The following is a 20,052-nucleotide window of genomic DNA, read 5'->3' as shown; positions in this document are numbered from 1 at the left end:
TTATTTCCGTCTTGTCAGGACGGAGAATCACGATGACCGACGCAGTCGCAGAGCCCGCCGGAAAGGCGCCCGGAAAGAAGAAGATGCTGGTCCCGCTGCTGGCTGCGCTTGTGGTGGGCGGCGGCGGATTTGCATCGACCTACCTTGGCGTCTGGTCACCGTCGCAGATGCTTTCGGGACCCGCCCCCAAGGCGGCTCACGCGGTGCCGGCGGTCGAATTCGTGGACATTCCCACCATCGAGATCCTTGTACCCGGTGGACGGACACGCAGCCTGATCGTGTCTGCCGCCATCGAGACCGACAGCGCCCACAAGGCAGAGATCCTGCACCTGATGCCGCGCGTCTCGGACGCGTTCACCACCTTTCTTTCGGGTGTCGATCCCGCCGCCTATGACAAGCGGGGCGTGCTGGAGGTCATCCGCGCCGAACTGGTGACCCGCACCCGCTTCGTTCTGGGCGAGGGGCCAGTCAAGGACCTGTTGATCACGGAGTTTCGCTTCAAATGACCTTTGAACATCTGTTGCAGGCCATGCTGCTGGTCGCCTGCCTTGGCCTTGCCGGATTCTGCATGTCGCTGGCCCGCCGCCTTCGCAAGCTGAACGATCTGGAAAGCGGCCTCGGGGGCGCCATCGCCATCATGGCAGCGGAAGTCGACCGGCTGGAGCGTGCCATCCGTTCGGCCCGCGATGAAGCGACCAAGGCCAGCCAAGGGTTGGCCGAAGAGATCGAGACCGCACGTCGGGAACGGGCCATCTGGGACCTGCGCCAGCGCATCGGTGTTGCCGCGACCGAGGCCCCGGCACCCGTTACGATGGGCCGCCGCCTGCGCAAGAAGCCCGAGGTGAATCATGGCTAAGGCTTTTCTGCCGATCCTGGCGCTGGGTTTTGCCCTGCCGGCCGGGGCGATGTTGGCAAAGGATCAGGACCTGTCGCGCCTCTTTGCTGCCGTCGCCGGCCCGCCCGAGATGCTGCAAGGCTGCACCGATGTTCCCGAAGCCGTCGCCCTGGCCGAGGAGCTGCGCGACCGCGCCCTGCGGATCGAGCGTTATATGGCCGCGATCGACAGCCGCAAGGCGGATCTGGTGGCGGCGGAGGAAACGCTACGGGCGCGGCTTGATGAGCTGAAGGCCCAGAAGAACGGGATGCGCACGCGCCAGCAGGGCGATACCGAAGCTTTGCGAAGCGACATCGACCGCCTGATCGCGGTTTACGACCAGATGAAGCCCGCCGAGGCTGCCGCCATTCTGACCAATCTTCCCGCCGACTTTGCGGCCGAGATCCTGATGCGGGTCCAGCCTGAAACCGGCGCCCGCATCATTGCCGCGGTCGAACCTCGCCAGGCTGCGCTGCTGACCGCCCAGATGGGCGCCCGCAGCGTCCGCAATCCATAAGGACAAGAACATGTTCGGTTTCGTCGGTATCTTTCTGACCCTCGCCATGGTGTTTGGCGGGTATCTTCTGGCCGGCGGCAAGATGGGCGTGATCCTGCACTCGTTGCCGTTCGAGATGATGATGATCATGGGCGCGGCCGTCGGCGCCTATCTTCTGGGCAACGACACCCATATCCTCAAGACGACTCCGGGCGGGCTGGTCCGCGCCTTCAAGGGGCCCAAGTGGACGGCACAGGATCATCAGGATGTCCTGTGCCTGATGTTCCAGCTGCTCAAGATCGCGCGTGAAAATCCCGTCGCGCTGGAACAGCATATCGAGAACCCGAGCGAGTCGCCCATCTTTGGCGCCTATCCCCGGCTGGCTGCAGACCACAACATCGTCTCGCTGGTGGCGGACACGATGCGGTCCGCCAGCCTGAACTATGATGACCCCTATCAGGTGGAGGACATGCTGTCGCGCCGCATCGCTGTCTTGCGCGAAGAGGAGATGCACGTCCCACACGCCTTGCAGACCATGGCCGACGCTTTGCCCGCTCTGGGCATCGTCGCTGCCGTGCTGGGCGTGATCAAGACCATGGCATCGATCGACCAGCCGCCCGCCGTGCTGGGCGGCATGATCGGCGGCGCCTTGGTGGGGACCTTTCTGGGGGTGTTCCTGTCCTATGGCTTCGTTGCCCCCCTGGCCAACCGCCTGGGCAGCGTGGTCAAGCATGACCTGGGCTTTTACGAAGTGATCAAGTCGGTTCTGGTGGCCGGTCTGCATCAGCACGCCACGACGCTTTGCGTCGAAGTGGGACGCCAGACAGTGCCAGAGCATGTCCGCCCCACCTTTGACACGCTGGAAGGCGCCCTGCGCGAACTGAAGAAGGCCGCATGATGCTTGGCGTCGGCATCCTGTTTCTTGCAGTCGGCCTCAACTCTACGGCGGCTCCGGCCCCAACCTTTGACGCCTTTGCCGAAGTGGCTTCCGGGTGGCTGTTGGCAGGGCAGAGCCTGCCACGCGACTATCGGGTGACGCTGATGCAGATGGAAAGCGCAGACCGCATCCGGTCGATCGCCTATCTGCGCCGAATCGGACTTTTAACCGACAGGCCCTGGACGCTGGATGATCTTCTGCGCCCTCCTGTCACAACGGAGCCTGGTGAATGACACCCATCGCCACCCTGCCCGGAAAATCCTCCAAGTATCTCGATGCTCCTCTGCTGGTGACGGGCGGGCTTGTTCTTGTCGTGATCTCGCTGGTGATTCCGCTGCCGGCAGGTGTGCTGGATTTCGGGATTGCCCTGTCCATTGCGGTGGCAACGCTGGTGCTTGTAATGGCTTCACTGGTCGACAAGCCGACCGATTTTCAAGCCTTCCCCGTGCTGCTGCTGGTCAGTCTGGTCATTCGCCTTTCCCTGAACGTGTCATCCACCCGGTTGATCCTGACCGAGGGGCAGAACGGAAAAGAGGCGGCCGGCAAGGTCATCAACGGTTTTGCCGATTTCGTGGCAGGGGGATCGATCCTGGTCGGGATCACGGTGTTCGCCGTGATTTCGGTCGTGAACTTCATGGTCATCACCAAGGGCTCGGGGCGCATGGCCGAAGTTGCCGCCCGGTTTGCGCTGGATTCGCTGCCAGGCAAGCAGCTGGCAATTGACGGCGATCTGAATGCCGGTGCCATCGACCATCACGAGGCCAAGCGGCGCCGTGTCCGCGAGCAGCAGGAAATCAGCTTCTTCGGATCACTGGACGGGGCCTCAAAATTCGTGAAGGGTGATGCGGTTGCGGGCATCGTCATCACGTTGATCAACCTGTGCATCGGCCTTGCCGTCGGGATCACAGTCCACGGGATGCCCTTGAGCGAGGCCGCCTCGACCTATTCTCATCTGACGATCGGCGATGGCCTCGTCAGCCAGATCCCCTCCCTGATCACATCGATGGCGGCAGCCTTGCTGCTGTCGCGCGGCGGCGCGACGGATACGACCGCGAACCTTCTGTCGGGCGAGCTGACCCGAAGCTGGCAACCTGCAGCCATGGTGTCGGCCGCCATGATCGTGATCTCGTTCGTGCCGGGCATGCCGCAATTGCTGTTCATGGGAATCGCTTTGGCCATGGGTGTTCTGGCCTGGCGGATCGGCCGCAAGGCGACGCAGGCACAGGATGCCCTGCCAGCCGATCTTGTGGACGAAAACGCGCCCCGGCCGGCTGCCCGTATCGGAGACGTGCTGGACACCGACGAAATCAGCGTCGAGATCGGTTCGGACCTGATCGTGATCGCACTGGATCAGGCGCGTGGCCTGGGCAGTCGGATCACGAACCTGCGGATCCATATCGCGCGCAGCTTCGGCCTCATCCTGCCCGATGTCCGGATCACGGATACAGACGACCTGCCGCCGAACGATTACCAGATTCGCATTCAGGGTGTGGTGCGCGGCCGCGGCACGCTGCGGCCAAGCGAGGTTCTGGCCCTCGGACCCGATGCGCTGTTGGCAGAACTGGGGGGCATCAGCGTGCGGGAACCGGTTTATTCCAGCCCAGCACGCTGGATCCAGTCCGCTGATCAGGAAGAGGCCGCCACGATCGGCGCAACGGTCGTAACCCCGATGGAGGTCCTGTCGACGCATCTGATGGAGGTGGTCAAGGGCAACCTGCCCGCGCTTTTGACCCTTGGTGCCATGCAGCGCCAGATCGAGGAACTGAAGACACTGTCGGACAGCACCCGCGCCGAACGCTATCGCAAGTATTTCGACAGCATGATCCCCGAGAAGGTCACGCCGGAAACCTTGCTGGCCATTTTGAGGGCCCTGCTGGAGGAGCGGATCTCGGTGCGCAACCTGTCGCTGATCGTCGATGCCATCTGCGAATTCCGGCACGTCGAATCAGCCGAAACGATCTATGAACTGGTCCGTAAACGTTTGCGCGGCCAGATCACGCAGCAATACACCGACGAAGCCGGTCGCATGGCGGCATTGCAACTGCATCCGGCATGGGAGGCCGAGTTCGTCCGCGCCGATGCCGAGATTGGCCGCCCGGGGGGCGGTGCGATGACGCCCGCCATGTCACGAACGATGATCGAGGCTGTTCGCAGGGCGCTGTCCCTGTCCGAGCCGGTGGCCCGAACGGTGATCGTCGCCCCGGACCACCGCCGCCGGATGATCCGCGCCGTTCTGGGGGCGAACGGCATGTCCATCCCGGTGCTGGGTCTGGAAGAGGTCGATCCTTCGGTCGAGCTGCGCCTTCTCGGAACAATCGAGGCGGCGTGATGTGGGACCAGCTTCAGGCGATCTTTCCGGGACTGGATTGGTCGCTGGTGCTGGTCTATGTGCGCGTGCAGGCCTGTGTGCTGATCCTGCCGGGGCTGGGAGAGCGCGTCATCCCTTCCCGGGTCAAGGTTGCCATCGCCATGGCCATTGCCCCCCTTCTGGCCGGATCCGTGCCCCTGCGTGAGATGCCCGATACGCCCTTGGGTCTGCTGTCCCAGATCGGGGTCGAGATGATCCTGGGCTTTGTCACGGGCACGATGCTGCGTCTTCTGACGCTTGCGCTGGATATCGCGGCCACGGCCATCGCCGCAACGGCTTCGCTGTCGCAGATCATCGGCATCCAGAATGAGGCGGCGCCGCATCCGATCGGCAACATGCTGCATCTGGCCGGCATCGCCGTTTTGATGGCCTTGGGCCTGCCGATGATGCTGGTCGAACTGATGGCCGACAGCCTGCGCCTCTGGCCGCCGGCGGCCTTGCCTGATGTGGGCACCCTGTCCATGGGCATCGTGAACGTGGTGCGGGACAGCTTCTGGCTGGCCATGATGCTGGCCGCGCCCTTCACCTTGGGGGGGTTTCTATATCAGGCTCTGACGGGGGTCATCAACCGGGTGATGCCGGCCCTGCCGGTTGTCTTCATCGGGGCGCCGGCGGCCGTGTTCCTGGCGCTGCTCGGACTTGGAGTGCTGGCCCCCCTGCTGGTGGGCGTCTGGGCGGATGCCGTGATGGGCTTCATGCTGCCCGAAGGGTCCTGAGGAGCAAGGGATGAGCGAGGACAGCGACGACAAGCAGTTCGAGGCCTCCGAGCAGAAGCTGCAACGTGCACGCGAAAAGGGCGATATCCCGCGTTCGGCCGAACTGAATGGCGCCATGATGTATGTGGGCGCCTTTCTGGCGTTCACGGTGGCCGCCAGCTTTGCGGTACGGCATTGGTTGGCAATGGCCAGTCGCGCGCTGGGGGCTGAAACCTGGCCTGATGACCCCGCGAAACTGGCGAGGGACATGGCCGCCTATGCGGCGGCGACGACAATCGGCCTTGCGGCGCTGGTGGTTGCTTCCATCCTGCTGGGCCTGGTCGCCACGCGGGGGCTGATCTTTTCGCCGCAGAAGCTGGCCCCCGACATGAACCGGATCAACCCGATCAAGAATGCCGGCCAGAAGTTCGGCGCCAGCGGCTTGGTGACCTATGCCATCTCGCTGGGCAAGGCCATCCTGGTCTGCCTGGGTGGCTGGTTCCTGTTTGCCAAGCTGTTCGATCGGATCGCGTCTTCGGCCATGACGGGTGGGCAATGGATCGAGGCGCTGGGCATCCTTCTGGGGCAGGTGCTGATCCTGGGACTGGTTGTATCGATAGTCTTCACATTGCCGGACATCCTGTGGAAATGGTTCGACCACCGCCGCAAGAACCGCATGAGCCGCAAGGAAATGCAGGACGAGTTCAAGGAATCGGAAGGCGATCCGCATCTGAAGGCTGCCCGGCGCCAGCGTGCGGTCGACATCGCCATGAAGCAGATGCTGGCCGATGTCGCAGGGGCGGACGTGGTGATCGTCAACCCGACTCATTACGCGGTGGCACTGCAATGGAAGCGGGGGTCGGGCCGCGCGCCGGTTTGCGTGGCCAAGGGCACCGACGAGGTTGCGGCCCGAATCCGGGCCAAGGCCAAGGAAAATGGCGTTCCGATATGGTCTGACCCGCCCTGCGCGCGCGCGATCCATGGGGCCGTCAAGGTCGGTGACGAGATCCGGCGCGATCATTTCGCCGCCGTGGCTGCCGCCATACGGTTTGCCGAAAAGATGCGTCAGAAAGCGAGGGCAGGGTGGTAGACAAGGTCAAGCAACTGGCACAGCTGGAGCGGATCGCGCGGCTGAAAGCCGAACGGCAGCTGAAAAGCTTTGCCGCCTTCAACGCGCATATGACCGCGGCACGACAGACGGTCACGGGGCTTCAAGCCACGCTGGCTCAAAGCTATGCCAGCACGGCCCCCCTGGGGATCACCGAGGCACGTTCGGCCAATGCACAGGCGGGACGCGCGGCGCGCGAACTGCGCCATGCGGACATGGAACTGAAGCGGCTTCAACCCCGGTTCGAGATCGCGCGCCAGCAAGCGGCGCGGGAGTTCGGACGTGCCGAGGCCCTGCTGGGGCTGGGACAGGATGAGGCTCTCCGGCGCCGGAAGGAGCGGTTCTGACCTTGCCCGCGAAAGGCAGCATCGCCGAGAAGGTTGCAGACAAGCGCCTCGCGCCGGACTGCGGGTGCGATCAGTCCATGTGGAGGTCGACCCAGACCAGCTTGCGACGGGATGCCAGAGCCACCCGTTCCGCCAGGGGAGTACCAGGAGCGGGCCACGCAACGCCCGAGGCGACGACCTCCATGTCCTGCGCGGGCAGGATGTAATCCAGCCGCAGATTGCCGGGTGCGTCCTTGTATTCGGCCGTGTCCAGCGCCGGATCGCCCAGATGATCGGCATTGGGACCAGTTTGCGGCGGCTGGAAGAAACCGCGCGGCGCGGGATCCTGCACCACCGCCAGCAGGGCCTCGAGGGCTGACGGGTCCCCATCGCCATCCAGCGGGTCAAGGTTCAGGTTTCCGATCACGGCAAAGGGCGAGTCCGGAAGGCGGTGCAGCCAGAAGGTGATCTCATCATGGTTGCGGGCGATGTTTCGGGGTTCGAAAGCAGGCGGCGTCGCGGCAAAGGCCAGCAGGTGCAGGGGTCCGGCCGATGTCCTCAGTGCGATGTCCCAATGAGCCGCGCTGGACAGGCGCTGCACGTCGGCATGATCTGTGGGAGGCATCCTGTTTTGAGGTATGTCGCGCCACAGCGTGGCAGTGTAATCGGTCACCTGTTCAATCGGCAGGCGCGACAACAGGGCCAGACCCTGCTGGCCGGTGAATTCGCCATAGCCCTGCGCATCGCGCGGTCGGCCTGCGTGACCGTCACCGTCAAGATCCTGTCCGGTCTGGAGGCCCCGGTTCGGCTGACCCGCATGACGGTGCGGCATTGCATGGCCTTGTGCCGCCAGAAGATCGGCAAAGGCTGTCAGCGCACGACCTTCCAGATCCCAGTCGACACCGGTCAGCAGGATCGCATCGGGCGCGGTTTCTGCAATGACCTGTGCCGCGGCCACGACCTGCGGGTCGCCCTTGACGATGTCGCGCAGCAAAAGTCCCGGCCCGTCGCGCGACAGGCCGGGATCCCAAGTCGCCAGCCGCAGGGGCTGTGACAGCGCGGGCCCTGCCATCAGGCAGGCCAGCGCGGCAACCCTCAGATCCAAGGACGTGCTTGGGCCATCTGCGTCTCGTATGCGTCGATGGTGGGGGCCTTTTCCATCGTCAGCCCGATGTCATCGAGGCCGTTCAGCAGGCAGTGCTTGCGGAACGGATCGATAGGGAAGGCAAAGCTGGTGCCGTCCGAGGCGGTGACGGTCTGGCTTTCCAGATCGACCGTGATGCGCGCATTGGCGCCGCGCTGGGCATCCTCCATCAGCGCATCGACCGCCTCCTGCGGCAGAACGACAGGCAGGATGCCGTTCTTGAAGCAGTTGTTGAAGAAGATGTCGGCAAAGCTGGTCGAGATGACGCAGCGGATGCCGAAATCCAGAAGCGCCCAAGGCGCATGTTCGCGCGACGAGCCGCAGCCGAAATTGTCGCCCGCCACAAGGATCTGCGCGTCGCGATAGGCGGGCCTGTTCAGGACGAAATCCGCAATCTCGTTCCCATCGCGGTCATAGCGCATCTCGTCGAACAGATTGACGCCAAGGCCCGAGCGCTTGATCGTCTTCAGGAACTGCTTGGGGATGATCATGTCGGTGTCGATATTGACCAGCGGCATGGGCGCCGCGATTCCGGTCAGGGTGGTGAACTTGTCCATGATCTGTCCTTACGCCGGTTCGACTGCGAATTCTCGGATGTCCACGAGATGTCCCGCGACGCCTGCCGCCGCCGCCATGGCGGGGCTCATCAGGTGGGTGCGACCCTTGTAGCCCTGCCGCCCCTCGAAGTTGCGGTTGCTGGTCGCCGCGCAACGCTCGCCCGGCTTCAGCTGGTCGGGGTTCATGCCCAGACACATCGAGCAGCCGGCCAGCCGCCATTCGAAGCCGGCCTCCTGAAAGATCGCATCCAGCCCCTCTTCCTCGGCCTGCGCACGCACCAGGCCCGATCCGGGCACGACCATGCCGCGCACACCGGAGGCCAGCCTGCGGCCGCGCAACACGTCGGCGGCGGCGCGCAGATCCTCGATGCGGCCATTGGTGCAGCTGCCGATGAAGACGGCGTCGATCGCGATGTCGGTCAGCGGCGTGCCGGCAGTCAGGCCCATGTAGTCGAGGGAGCGGCGCGCGGCATCGACCTTGCCGCCCGCGAAACTGTCGGGCGCGGGCACGGTGGCGGTGATGGGCAGCGCATCCTCGGGGCTGGTGCCCCAGGTGACGGTGGGGGCGATGTCCTCGGCCCGGATGGTCAGGACCTTGTCGAAATGTGCCCCTTCGTCGCTGAACAGTGTCTTCCACCACGCCACTGCAGCCTCCCACTGCGCGCCCTTGGGCGCGTGGGGGCGGCCTTTGACATAGGCAAAGGTCGTCTCGTCCGGGGCGATCAGACCCGCGCGGGCGCCGCCCTCGATGGCCATGTTGCAGATGGTCATCCGGCCTTCCATCGACAGGTTGCGGATCGCCTCGCCGCAATATTCGATGACATGACCGGTGCCGCCCGCCGTGCCGGTTTCGGCGATGATGCGCAGGACGATGTCCTTGGCGGTCACGCCGGGGGCGAGGCGGCCGGTGATCTCGACCTTCATGTTCTTCGACTGGGCCTGGATCAGCGTCTGCGTGGCCAGAACGTGTTCCACCTCGGACGTGCCGATGCCGTGGGCCAGCGCGCCAAAGGCGCCATGCGTCGCGGTATGGCTGTCGCCGCAGACCACGGTCATGCCGGGCAGGGTCCAGCCCTGTTCGGGGCCGACGATATGGACGATGCCCTGCCGGATGTCGTTGACCGGATAATAGTGCACGCCGAACTCGCGGGCGTTGCGGTCCAGCGCATCGACTTGGATGCGGGACTCCTCATTGTCGATGCCGGTCTGGCGGTCCAGCGTGGTGGGCACGTTGTGATCGGGCACGGCGATGGTGCGTTCGGGCGCACGAACCTTGCGGCCGGTCATGCGCAGACCTTCGAAGGCCTGCGGGCTGGTCACCTCGTGAACCAGATGACGGTCGATATACAGAAGGCAGGTTCCGTCGTCCTGGCGGTCGACCACATGGGCGTCCCAGATCTTGTCATAAAGCGTGCGCGGCGCGGCGGCTGCGGAAATGGTCATGGCTGAGGTCTTTCGGCTGTGAGGCAGGGTGCAGGCAGGCAGACGCGGCGGGAAAATCCCCGCCAGCCATCAGCCCCGCGCGGTCACGCAGAGCGTTTCGCCATAGAAGCGCTGCGGCAGGCGCGCGCGGTCATGGATATCGAAATAACGCATCATCCCTCCAGATTAGGCCAGCGCGATGCTTCTGGCAAGGCCATGCAAGGTCTGCCCGCGTACCTTTGGCCAAGGAAAAACCGTGCAGAGATTGAGATGACGCGAAAAGATGCTATGTTGGAAGGGCCCCGGCGCCGGGGGATATCGGCGCGCTGACCGGAGGATACCACCCTGTCACAAGACGTCCCGTCGGCCCAAGGGCCGGCCACGACCGCCGCGAGGGATTCGCTTTCCAGCGACCAGCTGCTCTCGCTTGTTCTGACTTCGCTTGATGACGACAAGGCCGAAGAGGTCGTCAGCATCGATCTGCGCGGCCGTTCCGCCATGGCCGATCACATGGTGATCGCCTCGGGCCGCAGCTCGCGCCAAGTGGGTGCCATTGCCGAAAAGCTGGCCGACCGGGTCAAGCAGGCGACCGGACGCACACCGCGGATCGAGGGCAAGGATGCCGGCGACTGGGTGCTGATCGACACTGATGACGTGATCGTCCACGTTTTCCGTCCCGAAGTGCGCGAGTTCTATCAGCTGGAAAAGATGTGGATGCCCGCCGATGCGCTGAGCCGCGTGCGAGAGCCTGCCCGTCCCCAGCCCTGATCGCGGACCATCATGCGAATCGACATCGCCGCCGTCGGGCGGCTGAAGAAGGGGCCAGAGGCGGCCCTTGTCGCGGATTACCTTGACCGTTTTGCCAAGACCGGCCGGAGCCTCGGGCTACCGGCCGTTTCCGTGTCCGAGGTCGAGGACCGGCGTGCCGGCACGATGGCGGCCGAGGCCGAACTGTTGTTCCGGGCCATTCCGGCGGGTGCGGCCGTTGTCATGATGGACGAACGCGGCGAGCAGCCGACCTCGCCGGAGTTTGCGGCAAGGCTGGCGCGCTGGCGTGACGAGGCGCGGGATGTTTGTTTCGTGATCGGCGGCGCGGACGGGCTGGACCCGGGCCTGCGCGCGCGGGCCGACTGGCAGATCAGCCTCGGCCGCATGGTCTGGCCGCATCTGCTGGTCCGCGTGATGCTGGCCGAACAGCTTTACCGGGCCGCAACCATTCTGGCGGGCTCTCCGTATCACCGCGTCTGAGGGGCAGTCGCGGGCGGCTGCCGCCCTTGTCACGCTGACCGGGGTAGCAAGTTCCGACAGCGATCGCGTTTACTTGCCCACATCCACTGCAGCTCCGAGATGGAGGCACCGGTCGGTTGCCGCTTCGGCTTCGTCAGCGTATGGAGGGGAAAACCACGAGGCCGTCATGACCAAACCCGTGATCCTGTGCATTCTCGATGGCTGGGGCTTGTCCGAAAGGCCCCAGCAAAGCGCGCCGGACCAGGCGGCCACGCCGCACTTCGACCGCCTGATGCGGGATTGCCCCCATTCCACGCTGATCACCTATGGGCCCGATGTGGGGCTGCCTCGGGACCAGATGGGCAATTCCGAGGTTGGTCACACCAATATCGGAGCGGGCCGTGTCGTGGCGATGGATCTGGGCCAGATCGATCTGGCGATCGAAGAAGGCAGCTTCGGCCTGAACAAGGCATTGGGCGACTTCATCGCGCGCCTCAAGGGCAATGGTGGGACCGCCCATCTGATGGGCGTGATTTCGGACGGCGGCGTTCATGGCCACCTGAACCATGTGCAGGCGGCGGCCCGCGTGCTGGCCGGGGAAGGCGTGCCGGTGGTCATTCATTCGATCACGGACGGGCGGGACGTGGCGCCGGATTCGGCGCCCGCCTTTGTTGCGGCCTTGCAGGACGGCTTGCCGAATGGCGCGCGCATCGGAACCGTCATCGGGCGTTATTACGCGATGGATCGGGATAACCGGTGGGATCGGGTCGAGCGCGCTTGGCGCGCGATCGTGCTGGGCGAGGGCGAGAGCGTTCCCGATGCCCGCAAGGCCATTGCGACGGCCTATGGGAGGGGCGAGACGGACGAGTTCATCCGGCCCTTTGTCATCGACGGCTATGCCGGTGCCCATGACGGCGACGGTTTCTTCTGCCTGAATTTCCGCGCCGACCGCGCACGGGAGATCCTGTCGGCTCTGGGCGACCCGATTTTTGATTCCTTTGATATCGCCGGTCGCCCGAACTGGGCGGCGATGCTCGGCATGGTCGATTACAGCACGCGCCACGACACCTTCATGCAAGCCGCCTTTCCCAAGCGGCAGGTGGTCAACACCTTGGGGGCATGGGTGGCGGCCAAGGGCCTGCGGCAGTTCCGCTTGGCGGAGACCGAGAAATATCCGCATGTGACCTTTTTCCTGAATGGCGGCAAGGAAACACCCGAACCGGGCGAGGACCGCCACATGCCGCAAAGCCCCAAGGTCGCGACCTATGATCTGGCGCCGGAAATGGCCGCCGACGAGGTCACCGATGCCTTGGTCGACGCGATCGGGCGCGGTTACGACCTGATCGTCGTGAACTATGCCAATCCCGACATGGTGGGCCATACCGGCAGCCTGTCCGCCGCCGCTCGCGCCTGCGAGGCCGTGGACCGCGGGCTGGGTCGCATGCTGGAGGCGTTGGATCGGGCGGGCGGCGCTGCCGTCATCTGCGCCGATCACGGGAATTGCGAACAGATGATCGATCCGGTCACGGGCGGCCCGCACACGGCCCATACGCTGAACCCGGTTCCTGTGATCGTGTACAACGGTCCCTGTGGCACCCATCTGCGCGACGGGCGCCTGGCGGATCTGGCGCCGACGGTTCTGGACCTGATGGGCCTGGATCAGCCGTCGGAAATGACCGGCACCAGTCTGATCATCCGATGAACTGGCGCACCCTTGTTCTGGCCCTTGGGGCCTGCGCGGTCCTGTCCGGTGCTCCGGCCGCGGCTCAGGATTCGCCCAGCCCGGCCAATCAGGCCGTGGCGGATGCCGAGGAGGCTGCCGCGCTGCTGCGCGCGGCCATGGGTCAACTGGCTGCCGCGGTCAGCGCCGACGATCAGGTCGTGGCCCTGACCGAGGTGATCCGCGGATACGAGATGGGGCTGGCCGCCCTCCGCGACGGCTTGCGTCAGGCCAGTGCACGGGAAACCGAACTGCGCGCCCGCTTCGAGGCGCAGCGCGGCCAGTTGTCACGCGTTCTGGGCGCGATGACCGCGATGCAGCAGAGCCCGGAGTCGACGATGCTGCTGCATCCGGCGGGGGCACTGGCCAATGCACGTTCGGGCATGATCCTGTCAGCGGTGACGCCCGGCCTGAGGGCCGAGGCAGAAGCGCTGCAGGCCGATCTGGACGAGATCGCCACCGTGCGCGAACTTCAGTCGAACGCGGCCGGGATGCTGGGCTCGGGCCTGGCGTCGGTGCAGGAGGCGCGCCGGCTGCTGGCCAGCGCCGTCACGGACCGCAGTTCGATGCCCTTGCGCTATGACGAAGACCCCGAGGAGTTGCAGGCGCTGCGCAATGCCGCCCAGAGCCTCGAGGATTTCGCCACCGGCATTGCCCGCATGGAAAAGGATGTCGGTGCTCCGATGGAAGATTTCGAAGGCGCGCGGGGCAGCCTGCCCTTGCCCGTCATCGGGACCGTCCTGCGCCCGTATGACGAGCCCGACGCGGCGGGTGTGCAGCGCCCGGGCTGGGTGCTTGCGACAGCACCTGCAGCCCTTGTGCAGACGCCATGGCCTGCGACAATCCGCTATCGCGGACCATTCCTGGATTACGGCAATGTGATGATCATCGAGCCCGCGCGTGGCTATCTTATGATCCTTGCGGGTCTTTCACAGGTCTTCGGCGAAGTGGGTGATGTGCTGAAGGCAGGGGATCCTCTGGGCCTGATGGGAGGCGCCGAGGCCCCCGCACAGGAATTCGGATCGCAATTCGTCGCCGATGCCGCACGTGGCGGGCAGGCCGGCCGCAGCGAAACGCTGTATCTGGAATTGCGCCAGGGCAATGAAACGCTGGACCCGGCAGACTGGTTCGTGCTGAATCCGTTCGTCGAGCCGCAACAGGACTGAGGCAGGAAAGGCCGTCATGAGACATTATCTGATCGCAGGACTGGGGGGCATTCTGGCAGGCGCGCTGGTGACCACACAAGTCGCCGGCCCCCTGGTCGCACAAGAGACGGGGCGTAATGCATCGATTTACCAGCAGCTTGAACTGTTCGGAAACGTGTTCGAGCGGATCCGCAGCGATTACGTCGAGGCGCCCGACGACAAGGCCCTGATCGAGGCCGCCATCAACGGGATGCTCACCTCGCTGGACCCGCATTCCAGCTTTCTGTCCTCGGACGCTTATTCGGACATGCAGACCCAGACCCGCGGCAGCTTTGGCGGTCTGGGGATCGAGGTCAGCCAGGAAGAGGGAATGGTCAAGGTCGTCTCGCCCATCGACGGCACGCCGGCCGCCGAGGCGGGCGTGCAGTCGGGTGACTTCATCACCCATGTGAATGGCGAGGCGCTGCTGGGGCTGACGCTGGACCAGGCGGTCGAGATGATGCGCGGGCCGGTCGGGTCCGAGATCACCATCACCATCCTGCGCGAAGGCGAGACCGAGCCCTTCGACCTGACCATGGCCCGCGACACGATCAAGCTGACCGTCGTGCGCAGCCGGGTCGAGGGGCATGCCGTCGTCCTGCGCGTTTCGACCTTCAACGACGAAACCTTTGACACGCTGCGGGCCGAGCTGGACAAGGCGGTCGCAGAGGCCGGCGGGATCGAACGCGTGACGGGCTTTGTGCTCGACCTGCGCAACAACCCGGGCGGGCTGCTGAACCAGGCCATCAGCGTTTCGGACGCGTTCCTCGATGCCGGCGAGATCGTCAGCACCCGCGGCCGCAATCCCGAGGAAAGCGAACGCTGGAATGCCGAGGCCGGTGATCTGGCGCAGGGCAAGCCGATGGTCGTGCTGATCAACGGTGGCTCGGCCAGTGCATCCGAGATCGTGACAGGCGCCCTGCAGGATCACCGCCGCGCCATCGTCGTTGGCGAGAAGTCCTTCGGCAAGGGCAGCGTCCAGACAGTGATGCCCGTGACGTCGGACAGCGCCATCCGGCTGACGACGGCCCGTTATTTCACGCCGTCGGGGCGGTCGATCCAGGCCCTTGGCATCCAGCCCGACATCCTCGTGGCTCAGCCCCGTCCCGCTCCGGCCGAAGAAGAGGACGAGGCCCGCTCCAGCAGCAGCTTCAGCCGGTCCGAGGCCGACCTGCGCGGCGCGCTGGGCAATGATGTCAGCGACGAAGAGCGCGAGCAGATGCAAACCGAGGCCGCCGAGGTCGAGGCGACCGCCGCCCTGCGGGACGAGGATTACCAGCTGGCCTATGCGGTCGACATCCTGAAGGGTCTGGCCGCCGTCAATTTCCGCGCCGAGCAGGTGCCCGCTTCCGAAACGCCTGCCGTGACCGGCGAAGGGTCGGGCGGCGCCGATGCCGGCGATCAGGGTTAGGGGCATGGAAGAGCGGACCGGGCCGGGTGGCCTGCCCTATCGTCCCTGCGCGGGTGTGGTCCTGATGAACGCGGACGGGCTGGTTTTTGCGGGCAGCCGCATCGACATGCCCGGGTCCTGGCAGATGCCGCAGGGCGGTATCGACGGGAACGAAACCCCGCGCGAGGCCGCCCTGCGCGAGTTGGTCGAGGAAACGGGGGTCTCTCCCGATCTGGTCGAAGTCGTGGATGAAACGCCCGACTGGGTTTATTACGACCTGCCGCCCGATCTGCTGGGCAAGGTCTGGCAGGGGCGTTTCGGGGGGCAGCGGCAGAAATGGCTGCTGCTGCGCTTTCTGGGTCAGGACAGTGATATCCGGATCGAGACCGAACATCCGGAATTCGATCGCTGGCAGTGGATGCAGGCCGACGCGCTGCTGGACAACATCGTGCCGTTCAAGCGCCACGTTTATGCGGAGGTGCTGGGCGCGTTTCGCGATCGCCTGGCCTGACCCTGCAGCGGGTGCCGCACCCGCGCAATGGCAAGGACATGAAACAAGCGGGACGGAAGAGCTTCATCTGTCCTGCACATGATCGCCGGGGTCCAGGGGGGCATTTTGACCCCAGGCCTCGTTGAAGATCATCTGTTCCAGGGGCAGGCGATCGGCCCAGCCCCGCACCTGCAGCTCAGGCTCCTGGTAAAGCTCGGTGACATGTCCCAGGCAGAGGTAGGCGACCGGAACGACATGCGAGGGCAGGTTCAAGGCAGCGCCCAGATCATCCTGACGGAAGATGCTGACCCAGCCGACGCCGATGCCCTCGGCGCGCGCGGCCAGCCACAGGTTCTGCACCGCACAGGCTGTGGAATAAAGATCGGTCGCCGCATCATGGGTACGTCCCAGCACATGGGCTCCGCCCCGTGTCCGATCGCAGGTGATGCAAAGGTTCAGCGGCGCCTCGAGGATACCTTGAAGCTTGAGCGAGGAATAAAGGGCCTTCCGGTCCGGGAAAAGCGCGGCCGCCTCGTCATTCGCGCGCTGGAAGGCGTCGTGCAGGCGCCTGCGGGTTGCCGGATTTCGGATCAGGATGAAGTTCCAAGGCTGCGACAGCCCGACCGAAGGCGCGTCATGCGCGGCCTGCAGCAGGCGGCGCAGCAGGGCCGGATCAATCGGGTCTGGTCTGAACTGGCCGCGGACGTCGCGGCGCTGGCGGATCGCCCGGTAAACGGCCTCCCGATCGGCGTCAGGAAACGGCCCCGCCGGGGCGAGGCCATCGGACCCGTCGCTCAACGGCGCAGCTGGTCCAGCAGGATCGAGGTCGGATACCCATCCGGCGTCACCCCGATCGAGCGCTGGAAGGCCGACACCGACTCCATCGTGGCCGACCCGAAGAGGCCGTCGATCTCGCCCTGATAGAAGCCGCGCTGCGCCAGACGGCGCTGGATTTCCTCTCGCTCGCTGGTGGACAGGGCACGGTCGTTGCGGGGCCAGTTGCCCTGGATGCCGGGCCGGCCGGCCAGACGCTCGCCCAGGAAGGCCACGCCCAACGCATAGTTGTCCGAGTTGTTGTAGCGCAGGATCGAGCGGAAGTTGTCCAGGATCAGGAAGGCCGGGCCACGCGCGCCGGCAGGCATGATGATCGACCCGTTGCCCGAAGGCAGCGCGCCGCCGCCGATGCGGCGCACGCCCAGTCCGGACCAGTCGGCGCGGCGCGTGCCCTTGCCGACCAAGCCCATGTTGAAGTTCGCGGGCAGCTGAACCTCGGCCCCCCAGGCCTGGCCCGGGGTCCAGCCGTTCCGACGCAGGTAGTTCGCGGTCGAGGCCAGTGAATCCGTCGGATCGTCCGCCCAGATGTCGCGACGCCCGTCGCCCGTGAAATCGACGGCATATTCCAGATAGGAGGTCGGCATGAACTGAGTATGGCCCATCGCGCCGGCCCAACTGCCCAGCATGTGCTGCGGGTCCGTGTCGCCTGCCTGCAGGATGCGCAGCGCGGCGATCAGCTGATTCTGGAACATTTCGCCCCGGCGGCCATCATAGGCCAGCGTCGCCAGCGACGGGATGATCTGCATCTTGCCGCGGTTTGCGCCGAAGTTCGACTCCATCCCCCAGACGGCCAGCACGATCTCGCGCGGGACACCGTATTGCGCCTCGACCCGCGACAAGATGGGGCCAAGCTGCGCCATCTTCTGACGCCCGGTTTCAATGCGGCTGTCGGATACGGCACTGTCCAGATAAAGCCACACGGGACGCGAGAATTCGGCTTGGCGGCGATCCAAACGGATCACCTCGGGGTTGTAGCGCGCAAAGGCCATTGCACGATCATAGGTCGAGGCTGACACCCCCGAGGACAATGCGCGGGCACGGAAGTTCTGCACGAAGCGCTGCAGCCCCGCTTCATCGCCCGGAGAGGCCTGCGGGATGGGCGAGGGAGTGACCGAGGACTGCGGCGAGGCAGGAGAGCCAATCGAAGAAGGCATCCGCGACATGGGCGTGGCGCAGGATGCCAGCGCACCGATCATGGCGGTGGACAGGAAGATGCGGGAAAAACTCATGGGGATCGCCTGTTCGTGACTGCTCGTGTTTATGATTGGAGCCACTCTAGCCCATGAAGATACTCTTGGGTAGGCCGCGGCGCATCCTTCGCGCACCAGTTGCAGCGCCTGCGTGACTGCAGGCAGCGTATCGTTGCGCGCCCACCCATGCAGACGCGCCGATCTGTCGCATATGCAGGACAGGGCTCAGTGGAAGGGCGCGTCGCGGTCGGGTTCGTCACCGAACCATGGCGTCATCTGGGCGATGATGACCGAATTTTCGGTCAGCGCACGCTCCATCAGTCCCCGTTCCTCGTCATCGACCTCGTGACCCTCGGCCAGCCGTTCCTCCAGCGTGCCGTATCCGGTCACGTCAAGGGGCGCCATGTCCGCCTGCTTGAGGATGGCCACGGTCTCCCGGACGGCCTCGCCCTCATCCTGTCCCGCCGCATAGCAGACCAGTCCTGCACCGGTCGAGCCCTTGGGCAGGCCATCGCCCGACCGACGGCCCAGCTCCACGACCAAGGTATAGACCTTCATCCGTTTCTCCTTCGGCGTGAGCCTTTGGCTGTTTCACCTTTGAAGGGCACAGCATGTCCGTTTGCCCGCTGCAAGCCCTTTACCGCCCTGTTCGCGCTGATGATGTGCCGGGTCCGCGATTGGAAAACGAGGCTGCCGGTCCAAAGCGGGGCAGGGCCATGTTCTGCCGTTGCCGGCCATGCGTGAACCCTGTCGCGCTTGTCGCGTTGGGGCGGGCAATCGAAAGGATGCTGCGATGACCCAACCGATGATGACCTTGAACGACGGCCGCCGGATGCCTCAGCTGGGCACCGGGATCTGGCAGATCGACGATGCGAAGACACCCGATGTCGTGGAGCAGGCGCTGCGCATCGGCTATCGCCTGATCGACGGAGCCGCCGCTTACAAGAACGAGCGTGGCATGGGAGAAGGGATCCGCGCCGCTGGACTGCCGCGCGACGAAATTTTCGTGACGTCAAAGCTTTGGAACGATGCGCAGGGCTTTGACAGCGCGCTGAGGGCCTTTGATGCGACGATGGAGCGGTGCGGCCTGGATTATCTGGATCTTTACCTGATCCACTGGCCCCTGCCGGCACTGGACGCTTATGTGGACACGTGGAAGGCCTTGATCCGCCTGCGCGACGAAGGGCGCGTGCGCTCAATCGGTGTCGCGAACTTTCACGAAGCGCATCTGACGCGGCTGATCGACGAAACGGGCGTGACGCCGGCCCTGAACCAGATCGAGCTGCATCCGTCCCTTCCGCAGGTGGACATGCGGGCTGTCGACAAACGCTTGGGAATCATCACGCAAAGCTGGACGCCGCTGGGCCGTGGCGACAGTTTTGATGCGCCGCAGGTGGTCCAGGTGGCCGAAAGACTGGACCGGACCCCCGCTCAGGTGATCCTGCGCTGGCATATTCAGCATGGGTTGTCGGTGATCCCGAAATCCGAAAACCCCGACCGTCTGCAGCAGAACTTCGATGTTCTGGATTTCGAGCTGACCGATCAGGATATGGCAGCACTGGACGGGCTGGGGCGCGACCACCGTACCGGCCCGGATCCCGAAACCTTCGACTATCGCAAGCCGCTGTAATCCAGCAGTCGCCGCATCAGGGGGCTGTCCGGACGTGACAGCCCTTCGATCACGTTGAAATGGTGCAGGCCGGGATCGACGACGCATTCCGTCGCGGCCCCGAGCCCTGCCCAGATATCGGACAGCAACCGCGCCTGGCGGAGAAATTCCGGCCGCTCCATCCCGCCGACCCAGGTCGTCACGGGAATGCCCGGGCGCGGGGACTGCAGTGCGGGACTTTCCGCAACAGCCTCGGCCGCATCGAGGCGCAGCGTCTTGTTCATCATTGTCCGCATCAACGGCCGCAGGTCGGTCAGTGGCGATATCGGCACGCAGGCCGTAACGCGCTGGGCCACCTCCTCGGACAGGACGCCCAGACAGATCATGCGAGCGGCCAAATGGCCCCCAGCCGAATGCCCGCACAAGGCGATCGGCCCATCTGTCAGGGCGGCGGCCTCCGTCACCGCCTGCGCAACCTCGG

The 20,052-nt window shown here is 65.1% G+C and carries 23 protein-coding genes; 16 read left to right on the top strand and 7 right to left on the bottom strand.

Annotated features, from left to right (window positions below):
- Nucleotides 1-32 precede the first annotated feature (32 nt).
- From fliL to ACLHHB_RS00965, 9 genes are read left to right on the top strand one after another with little or no spacing between them, the layout of a single operon-like run.
- Nucleotides 33-506, top strand: coding sequence for a flagellar basal body-associated protein FliL (fliL, locus tag ACLHHB_RS01005; RefSeq protein WP_410216415.1), 474 nt, complete (start codon nucleotides 33-35; stop codon nucleotides 504-506).
- Nucleotides 503-856 (top strand): hypothetical protein, encoded by a 354-nt coding sequence (locus ACLHHB_RS01000; protein ID WP_410216414.1) that lies wholly within the window; start codon nucleotides 503-505, stop codon nucleotides 854-856. The genes fliL and ACLHHB_RS01000 overlap by 4 nt, the downstream gene beginning before the upstream one ends.
- Nucleotides 849-1,391: a MotE family protein gene (locus tag ACLHHB_RS00995; RefSeq protein ID WP_410216413.1), complete on the top strand. Its 543-nt coding sequence runs from the start codon at nucleotides 849-851 to the stop codon at nucleotides 1,389-1,391. Before ACLHHB_RS01000 ends, ACLHHB_RS00995 begins: the two co-directional genes overlap by 8 nt.
- A gap of 10 nt (nucleotides 1,392-1,401) precedes the next feature.
- A complete protein-coding gene (motA, locus tag ACLHHB_RS00990) occupies nucleotides 1,402-2,268 on the top strand; it encodes a flagellar motor stator protein MotA (RefSeq protein ID WP_410216412.1) in 867 nt (288 codons plus the stop codon).
- Nucleotides 2,265-2,540: a hypothetical protein gene (locus ACLHHB_RS00985; RefSeq protein ID WP_410216411.1), complete on the top strand. Its 276-nt coding sequence runs from the start codon at nucleotides 2,265-2,267 to the stop codon at nucleotides 2,538-2,540. The genes motA and ACLHHB_RS00985 overlap by 4 nt, the downstream gene beginning before the upstream one ends.
- The gene (locus tag ACLHHB_RS00980) at nucleotides 2,537-4,636 is read left to right on the top strand and encodes a flagellar biosynthesis protein FlhA (protein WP_410216410.1); all 2,100 of its coding nucleotides are present in this window, start codon (nucleotides 2,537-2,539) and stop codon (nucleotides 4,634-4,636) included. The genes ACLHHB_RS00985 and ACLHHB_RS00980 overlap by 4 nt, the downstream gene beginning before the upstream one ends.
- Complete coding sequence (locus tag ACLHHB_RS00975; protein ID WP_410216409.1) at nucleotides 4,636-5,391, top strand: flagellar biosynthetic protein FliR; 756 nt, start codon at nucleotides 4,636-4,638, stop codon at nucleotides 5,389-5,391. The genes ACLHHB_RS00980 and ACLHHB_RS00975 overlap by 1 nt, the downstream gene beginning before the upstream one ends.
- 10 nt (nucleotides 5,392-5,401) lie before the next feature.
- On the top strand, nucleotides 5,402-6,460 hold the full coding sequence (gene flhB / locus ACLHHB_RS00970) for a flagellar type III secretion system protein FlhB (protein ID WP_410216408.1): 1,059 nt from the start codon (nucleotides 5,402-5,404) through the stop codon (nucleotides 6,458-6,460).
- Nucleotides 6,454-6,825, top strand: coding sequence for a hypothetical protein (locus tag ACLHHB_RS00965; protein WP_410216407.1), 372 nt, complete (start codon nucleotides 6,454-6,456; stop codon nucleotides 6,823-6,825). The genes flhB and ACLHHB_RS00965 overlap by 7 nt, the downstream gene beginning before the upstream one ends.
- A gap of 70 nt (nucleotides 6,826-6,895) precedes the next feature.
- On the opposite strand, the gene ACLHHB_RS00960 is transcribed toward ACLHHB_RS00965, so the two are convergent.
- The 3 genes from ACLHHB_RS00960 to leuC are packed head-to-tail and all read right to left on the bottom strand — an operon-like array spanning nucleotide 6,896 to nucleotide 9,948.
- The gene (locus tag ACLHHB_RS00960) at nucleotides 6,896-7,909 is read right to left on the bottom strand and encodes an endonuclease/exonuclease/phosphatase family protein (protein WP_410216406.1); all 1,014 of its coding nucleotides are present in this window, start codon (nucleotides 7,907-7,909) and stop codon (nucleotides 6,896-6,898) included.
- On the bottom strand, nucleotides 7,900-8,505 hold the full coding sequence (gene leuD / locus ACLHHB_RS00955) for a 3-isopropylmalate dehydratase small subunit (RefSeq protein ID WP_410216405.1): 606 nt from the start codon (nucleotides 8,503-8,505) through the stop codon (nucleotides 7,900-7,902). The genes ACLHHB_RS00960 and leuD overlap by 10 nt, the downstream gene beginning before the upstream one ends.
- A gap of 9 nt (nucleotides 8,506-8,514) precedes the next feature.
- Nucleotides 8,515-9,948, bottom strand: coding sequence for a 3-isopropylmalate dehydratase large subunit (gene leuC / locus ACLHHB_RS00950; protein ID WP_410216404.1), 1,434 nt, complete (start codon nucleotides 9,946-9,948; stop codon nucleotides 8,515-8,517).
- Nucleotides 9,949-10,272: 324 nt separating this feature from the next.
- On the opposite strand from leuC, the gene rsfS reads away from it, so the two are divergent.
- The 6 genes from rsfS to ACLHHB_RS00920 all read left to right on the top strand — a co-directional run bounded on the left by rsfS (nucleotide 10,273) and on the right by ACLHHB_RS00920 (nucleotide 15,959).
- Complete coding sequence (gene rsfS, locus ACLHHB_RS00945; protein ID WP_410216425.1) at nucleotides 10,273-10,695, top strand: ribosome silencing factor; 423 nt, start codon at nucleotides 10,273-10,275, stop codon at nucleotides 10,693-10,695.
- A 12-nt stretch (nucleotides 10,696-10,707) separates the two neighbouring features.
- A complete protein-coding gene (gene rlmH / locus ACLHHB_RS00940) occupies nucleotides 10,708-11,175 on the top strand; it encodes a 23S rRNA (pseudouridine(1915)-N(3))-methyltransferase RlmH (protein ID WP_410216403.1) in 468 nt (155 codons plus the stop codon).
- Between the two features lie 166 nt (nucleotides 11,176-11,341).
- The gene (gpmI, locus tag ACLHHB_RS00935) at nucleotides 11,342-12,856 is read left to right on the top strand and encodes a 2,3-bisphosphoglycerate-independent phosphoglycerate mutase (RefSeq protein ID WP_410216402.1); all 1,515 of its coding nucleotides are present in this window, start codon (nucleotides 11,342-11,344) and stop codon (nucleotides 12,854-12,856) included.
- Complete coding sequence (locus ACLHHB_RS00930) at nucleotides 12,853-14,040, top strand: murein hydrolase activator EnvC family protein (protein WP_410216401.1); 1,188 nt, start codon at nucleotides 12,853-12,855, stop codon at nucleotides 14,038-14,040. The genes gpmI and ACLHHB_RS00930 overlap by 4 nt, the downstream gene beginning before the upstream one ends.
- Before the next feature lie 16 nt (nucleotides 14,041-14,056).
- Complete coding sequence (locus ACLHHB_RS00925; RefSeq protein WP_410216400.1) at nucleotides 14,057-15,469, top strand: S41 family peptidase; 1,413 nt, start codon at nucleotides 14,057-14,059, stop codon at nucleotides 15,467-15,469.
- A gap of 4 nt (nucleotides 15,470-15,473) precedes the next feature.
- A complete protein-coding gene (locus ACLHHB_RS00920) occupies nucleotides 15,474-15,959 on the top strand; it encodes an RNA pyrophosphohydrolase (RefSeq protein WP_410216399.1) in 486 nt (161 codons plus the stop codon).
- 63 nt (nucleotides 15,960-16,022) lie between these two features.
- On the opposite strand, the gene bluB is transcribed toward ACLHHB_RS00920, so the two are convergent.
- The 3 genes from bluB to ACLHHB_RS00905 all read right to left on the bottom strand — a co-directional run bounded on the left by bluB (nucleotide 16,023) and on the right by ACLHHB_RS00905 (nucleotide 18,520).
- Nucleotides 16,023-16,736, bottom strand: coding sequence for a 5,6-dimethylbenzimidazole synthase (gene bluB, locus ACLHHB_RS00915; protein ID WP_410216398.1), 714 nt, complete (start codon nucleotides 16,734-16,736; stop codon nucleotides 16,023-16,025).
- Entirely contained in the window at nucleotides 16,733-18,001 is a 1,269-nt protein-coding gene (locus tag ACLHHB_RS00910) for a lytic murein transglycosylase (RefSeq protein WP_410216397.1), read from the bottom strand. The genes bluB and ACLHHB_RS00910 overlap by 4 nt, the downstream gene beginning before the upstream one ends.
- A 186-nt stretch (nucleotides 18,002-18,187) precedes the next feature.
- The gene (locus ACLHHB_RS00905) at nucleotides 18,188-18,520 is read right to left on the bottom strand and encodes a hypothetical protein (RefSeq protein ID WP_410216396.1); all 333 of its coding nucleotides are present in this window, start codon (nucleotides 18,518-18,520) and stop codon (nucleotides 18,188-18,190) included.
- A gap of 235 nt (nucleotides 18,521-18,755) precedes the next feature.
- On the opposite strand from ACLHHB_RS00905, the gene ACLHHB_RS00900 reads away from it, so the two are divergent.
- Entirely contained in the window at nucleotides 18,756-19,592 is an 837-nt protein-coding gene (locus ACLHHB_RS00900; RefSeq protein WP_410216395.1) for an aldo/keto reductase, read from the top strand.
- Here the strand turns inward: ACLHHB_RS00900 and ACLHHB_RS00895 are convergent.
- On the bottom strand, nucleotides 19,574-20,052 hold a 479-nt coding region (locus ACLHHB_RS00895; protein WP_410216394.1), incomplete at its 5' end, for an alpha/beta hydrolase. The genes ACLHHB_RS00900 and ACLHHB_RS00895 overlap by 19 nt on opposite strands.

This window comes from Paracoccus sp. (in: a-proteobacteria), assembly GCF_046462195.1.
Classification (GTDB): Bacteria; Pseudomonadota; Alphaproteobacteria; order Rhodobacterales; family Rhodobacteraceae; genus Paracoccus.
Note: the sequence above shows the minus strand (reverse complement) of the source record. Positions and strands in the feature narration are given on the sequence as shown.

Bases quoted from the DNA above. Each gene is read 5' to 3' on its own strand.
- fliL (WP_410216415.1), top strand. From the start codon at position 33: ATGACCGACGCAGTCGCAGAGCCCGCCGGAAAGGCGCCCGGAAAGAAG.
- ACLHHB_RS01000 (WP_410216414.1), top strand. From the start codon at position 503: ATGACCTTTGAACATCTGTTGCAGGCCATGCTGCTGGTCGCCTGCCTT.
- ACLHHB_RS00995 (WP_410216413.1), top strand. From the start codon at position 849: ATGGCTAAGGCTTTTCTGCCGATCCTGGCGCTGGGTTTTGCCCTGCCG.
- motA (WP_410216412.1), top strand. From the start codon at position 1,402: ATGTTCGGTTTCGTCGGTATCTTTCTGACCCTCGCCATGGTGTTTGGC.
- ACLHHB_RS00985 (WP_410216411.1), top strand. From the start codon at position 2,265: ATGATGCTTGGCGTCGGCATCCTGTTTCTTGCAGTCGGCCTCAACTCT.
- ACLHHB_RS00980 (WP_410216410.1), top strand. From the start codon at position 2,537: ATGACACCCATCGCCACCCTGCCCGGAAAATCCTCCAAGTATCTCGAT.
- ACLHHB_RS00975 (WP_410216409.1), top strand. From the start codon at position 4,636: ATGTGGGACCAGCTTCAGGCGATCTTTCCGGGACTGGATTGGTCGCTG.
- flhB (WP_410216408.1), top strand. From the start codon at position 5,402: ATGAGCGAGGACAGCGACGACAAGCAGTTCGAGGCCTCCGAGCAGAAG.
- leuD (WP_410216405.1), bottom strand. From the start codon at position 8,505: ATGGACAAGTTCACCACCCTGACCGGAATCGCGGCGCCCATGCCGCTG.
- leuC (WP_410216404.1), bottom strand. From the start codon at position 9,948: ATGACCATTTCCGCAGCCGCCGCGCCGCGCACGCTTTATGACAAGATC.
- rlmH (WP_410216403.1), top strand. From the start codon at position 10,708: ATGCGAATCGACATCGCCGCCGTCGGGCGGCTGAAGAAGGGGCCAGAG.
- gpmI (WP_410216402.1), top strand. From the start codon at position 11,342: ATGACCAAACCCGTGATCCTGTGCATTCTCGATGGCTGGGGCTTGTCC.
- ACLHHB_RS00930 (WP_410216401.1), top strand. From the start codon at position 12,853: ATGAACTGGCGCACCCTTGTTCTGGCCCTTGGGGCCTGCGCGGTCCTG.
- ACLHHB_RS00925 (WP_410216400.1), top strand. From the start codon at position 14,057: ATGAGACATTATCTGATCGCAGGACTGGGGGGCATTCTGGCAGGCGCG.
- ACLHHB_RS00920 (WP_410216399.1), top strand. From the start codon at position 15,474: ATGGAAGAGCGGACCGGGCCGGGTGGCCTGCCCTATCGTCCCTGCGCG.
- ACLHHB_RS00910 (WP_410216397.1), bottom strand. From the start codon at position 18,001: ATGAGTTTTTCCCGCATCTTCCTGTCCACCGCCATGATCGGTGCGCTG.
- ACLHHB_RS00905 (WP_410216396.1), bottom strand. From the start codon at position 18,520: ATGAAGGTCTATACCTTGGTCGTGGAGCTGGGCCGTCGGTCGGGCGAT.
- ACLHHB_RS00900 (WP_410216395.1), top strand. From the start codon at position 18,756: ATGACCCAACCGATGATGACCTTGAACGACGGCCGCCGGATGCCTCAG.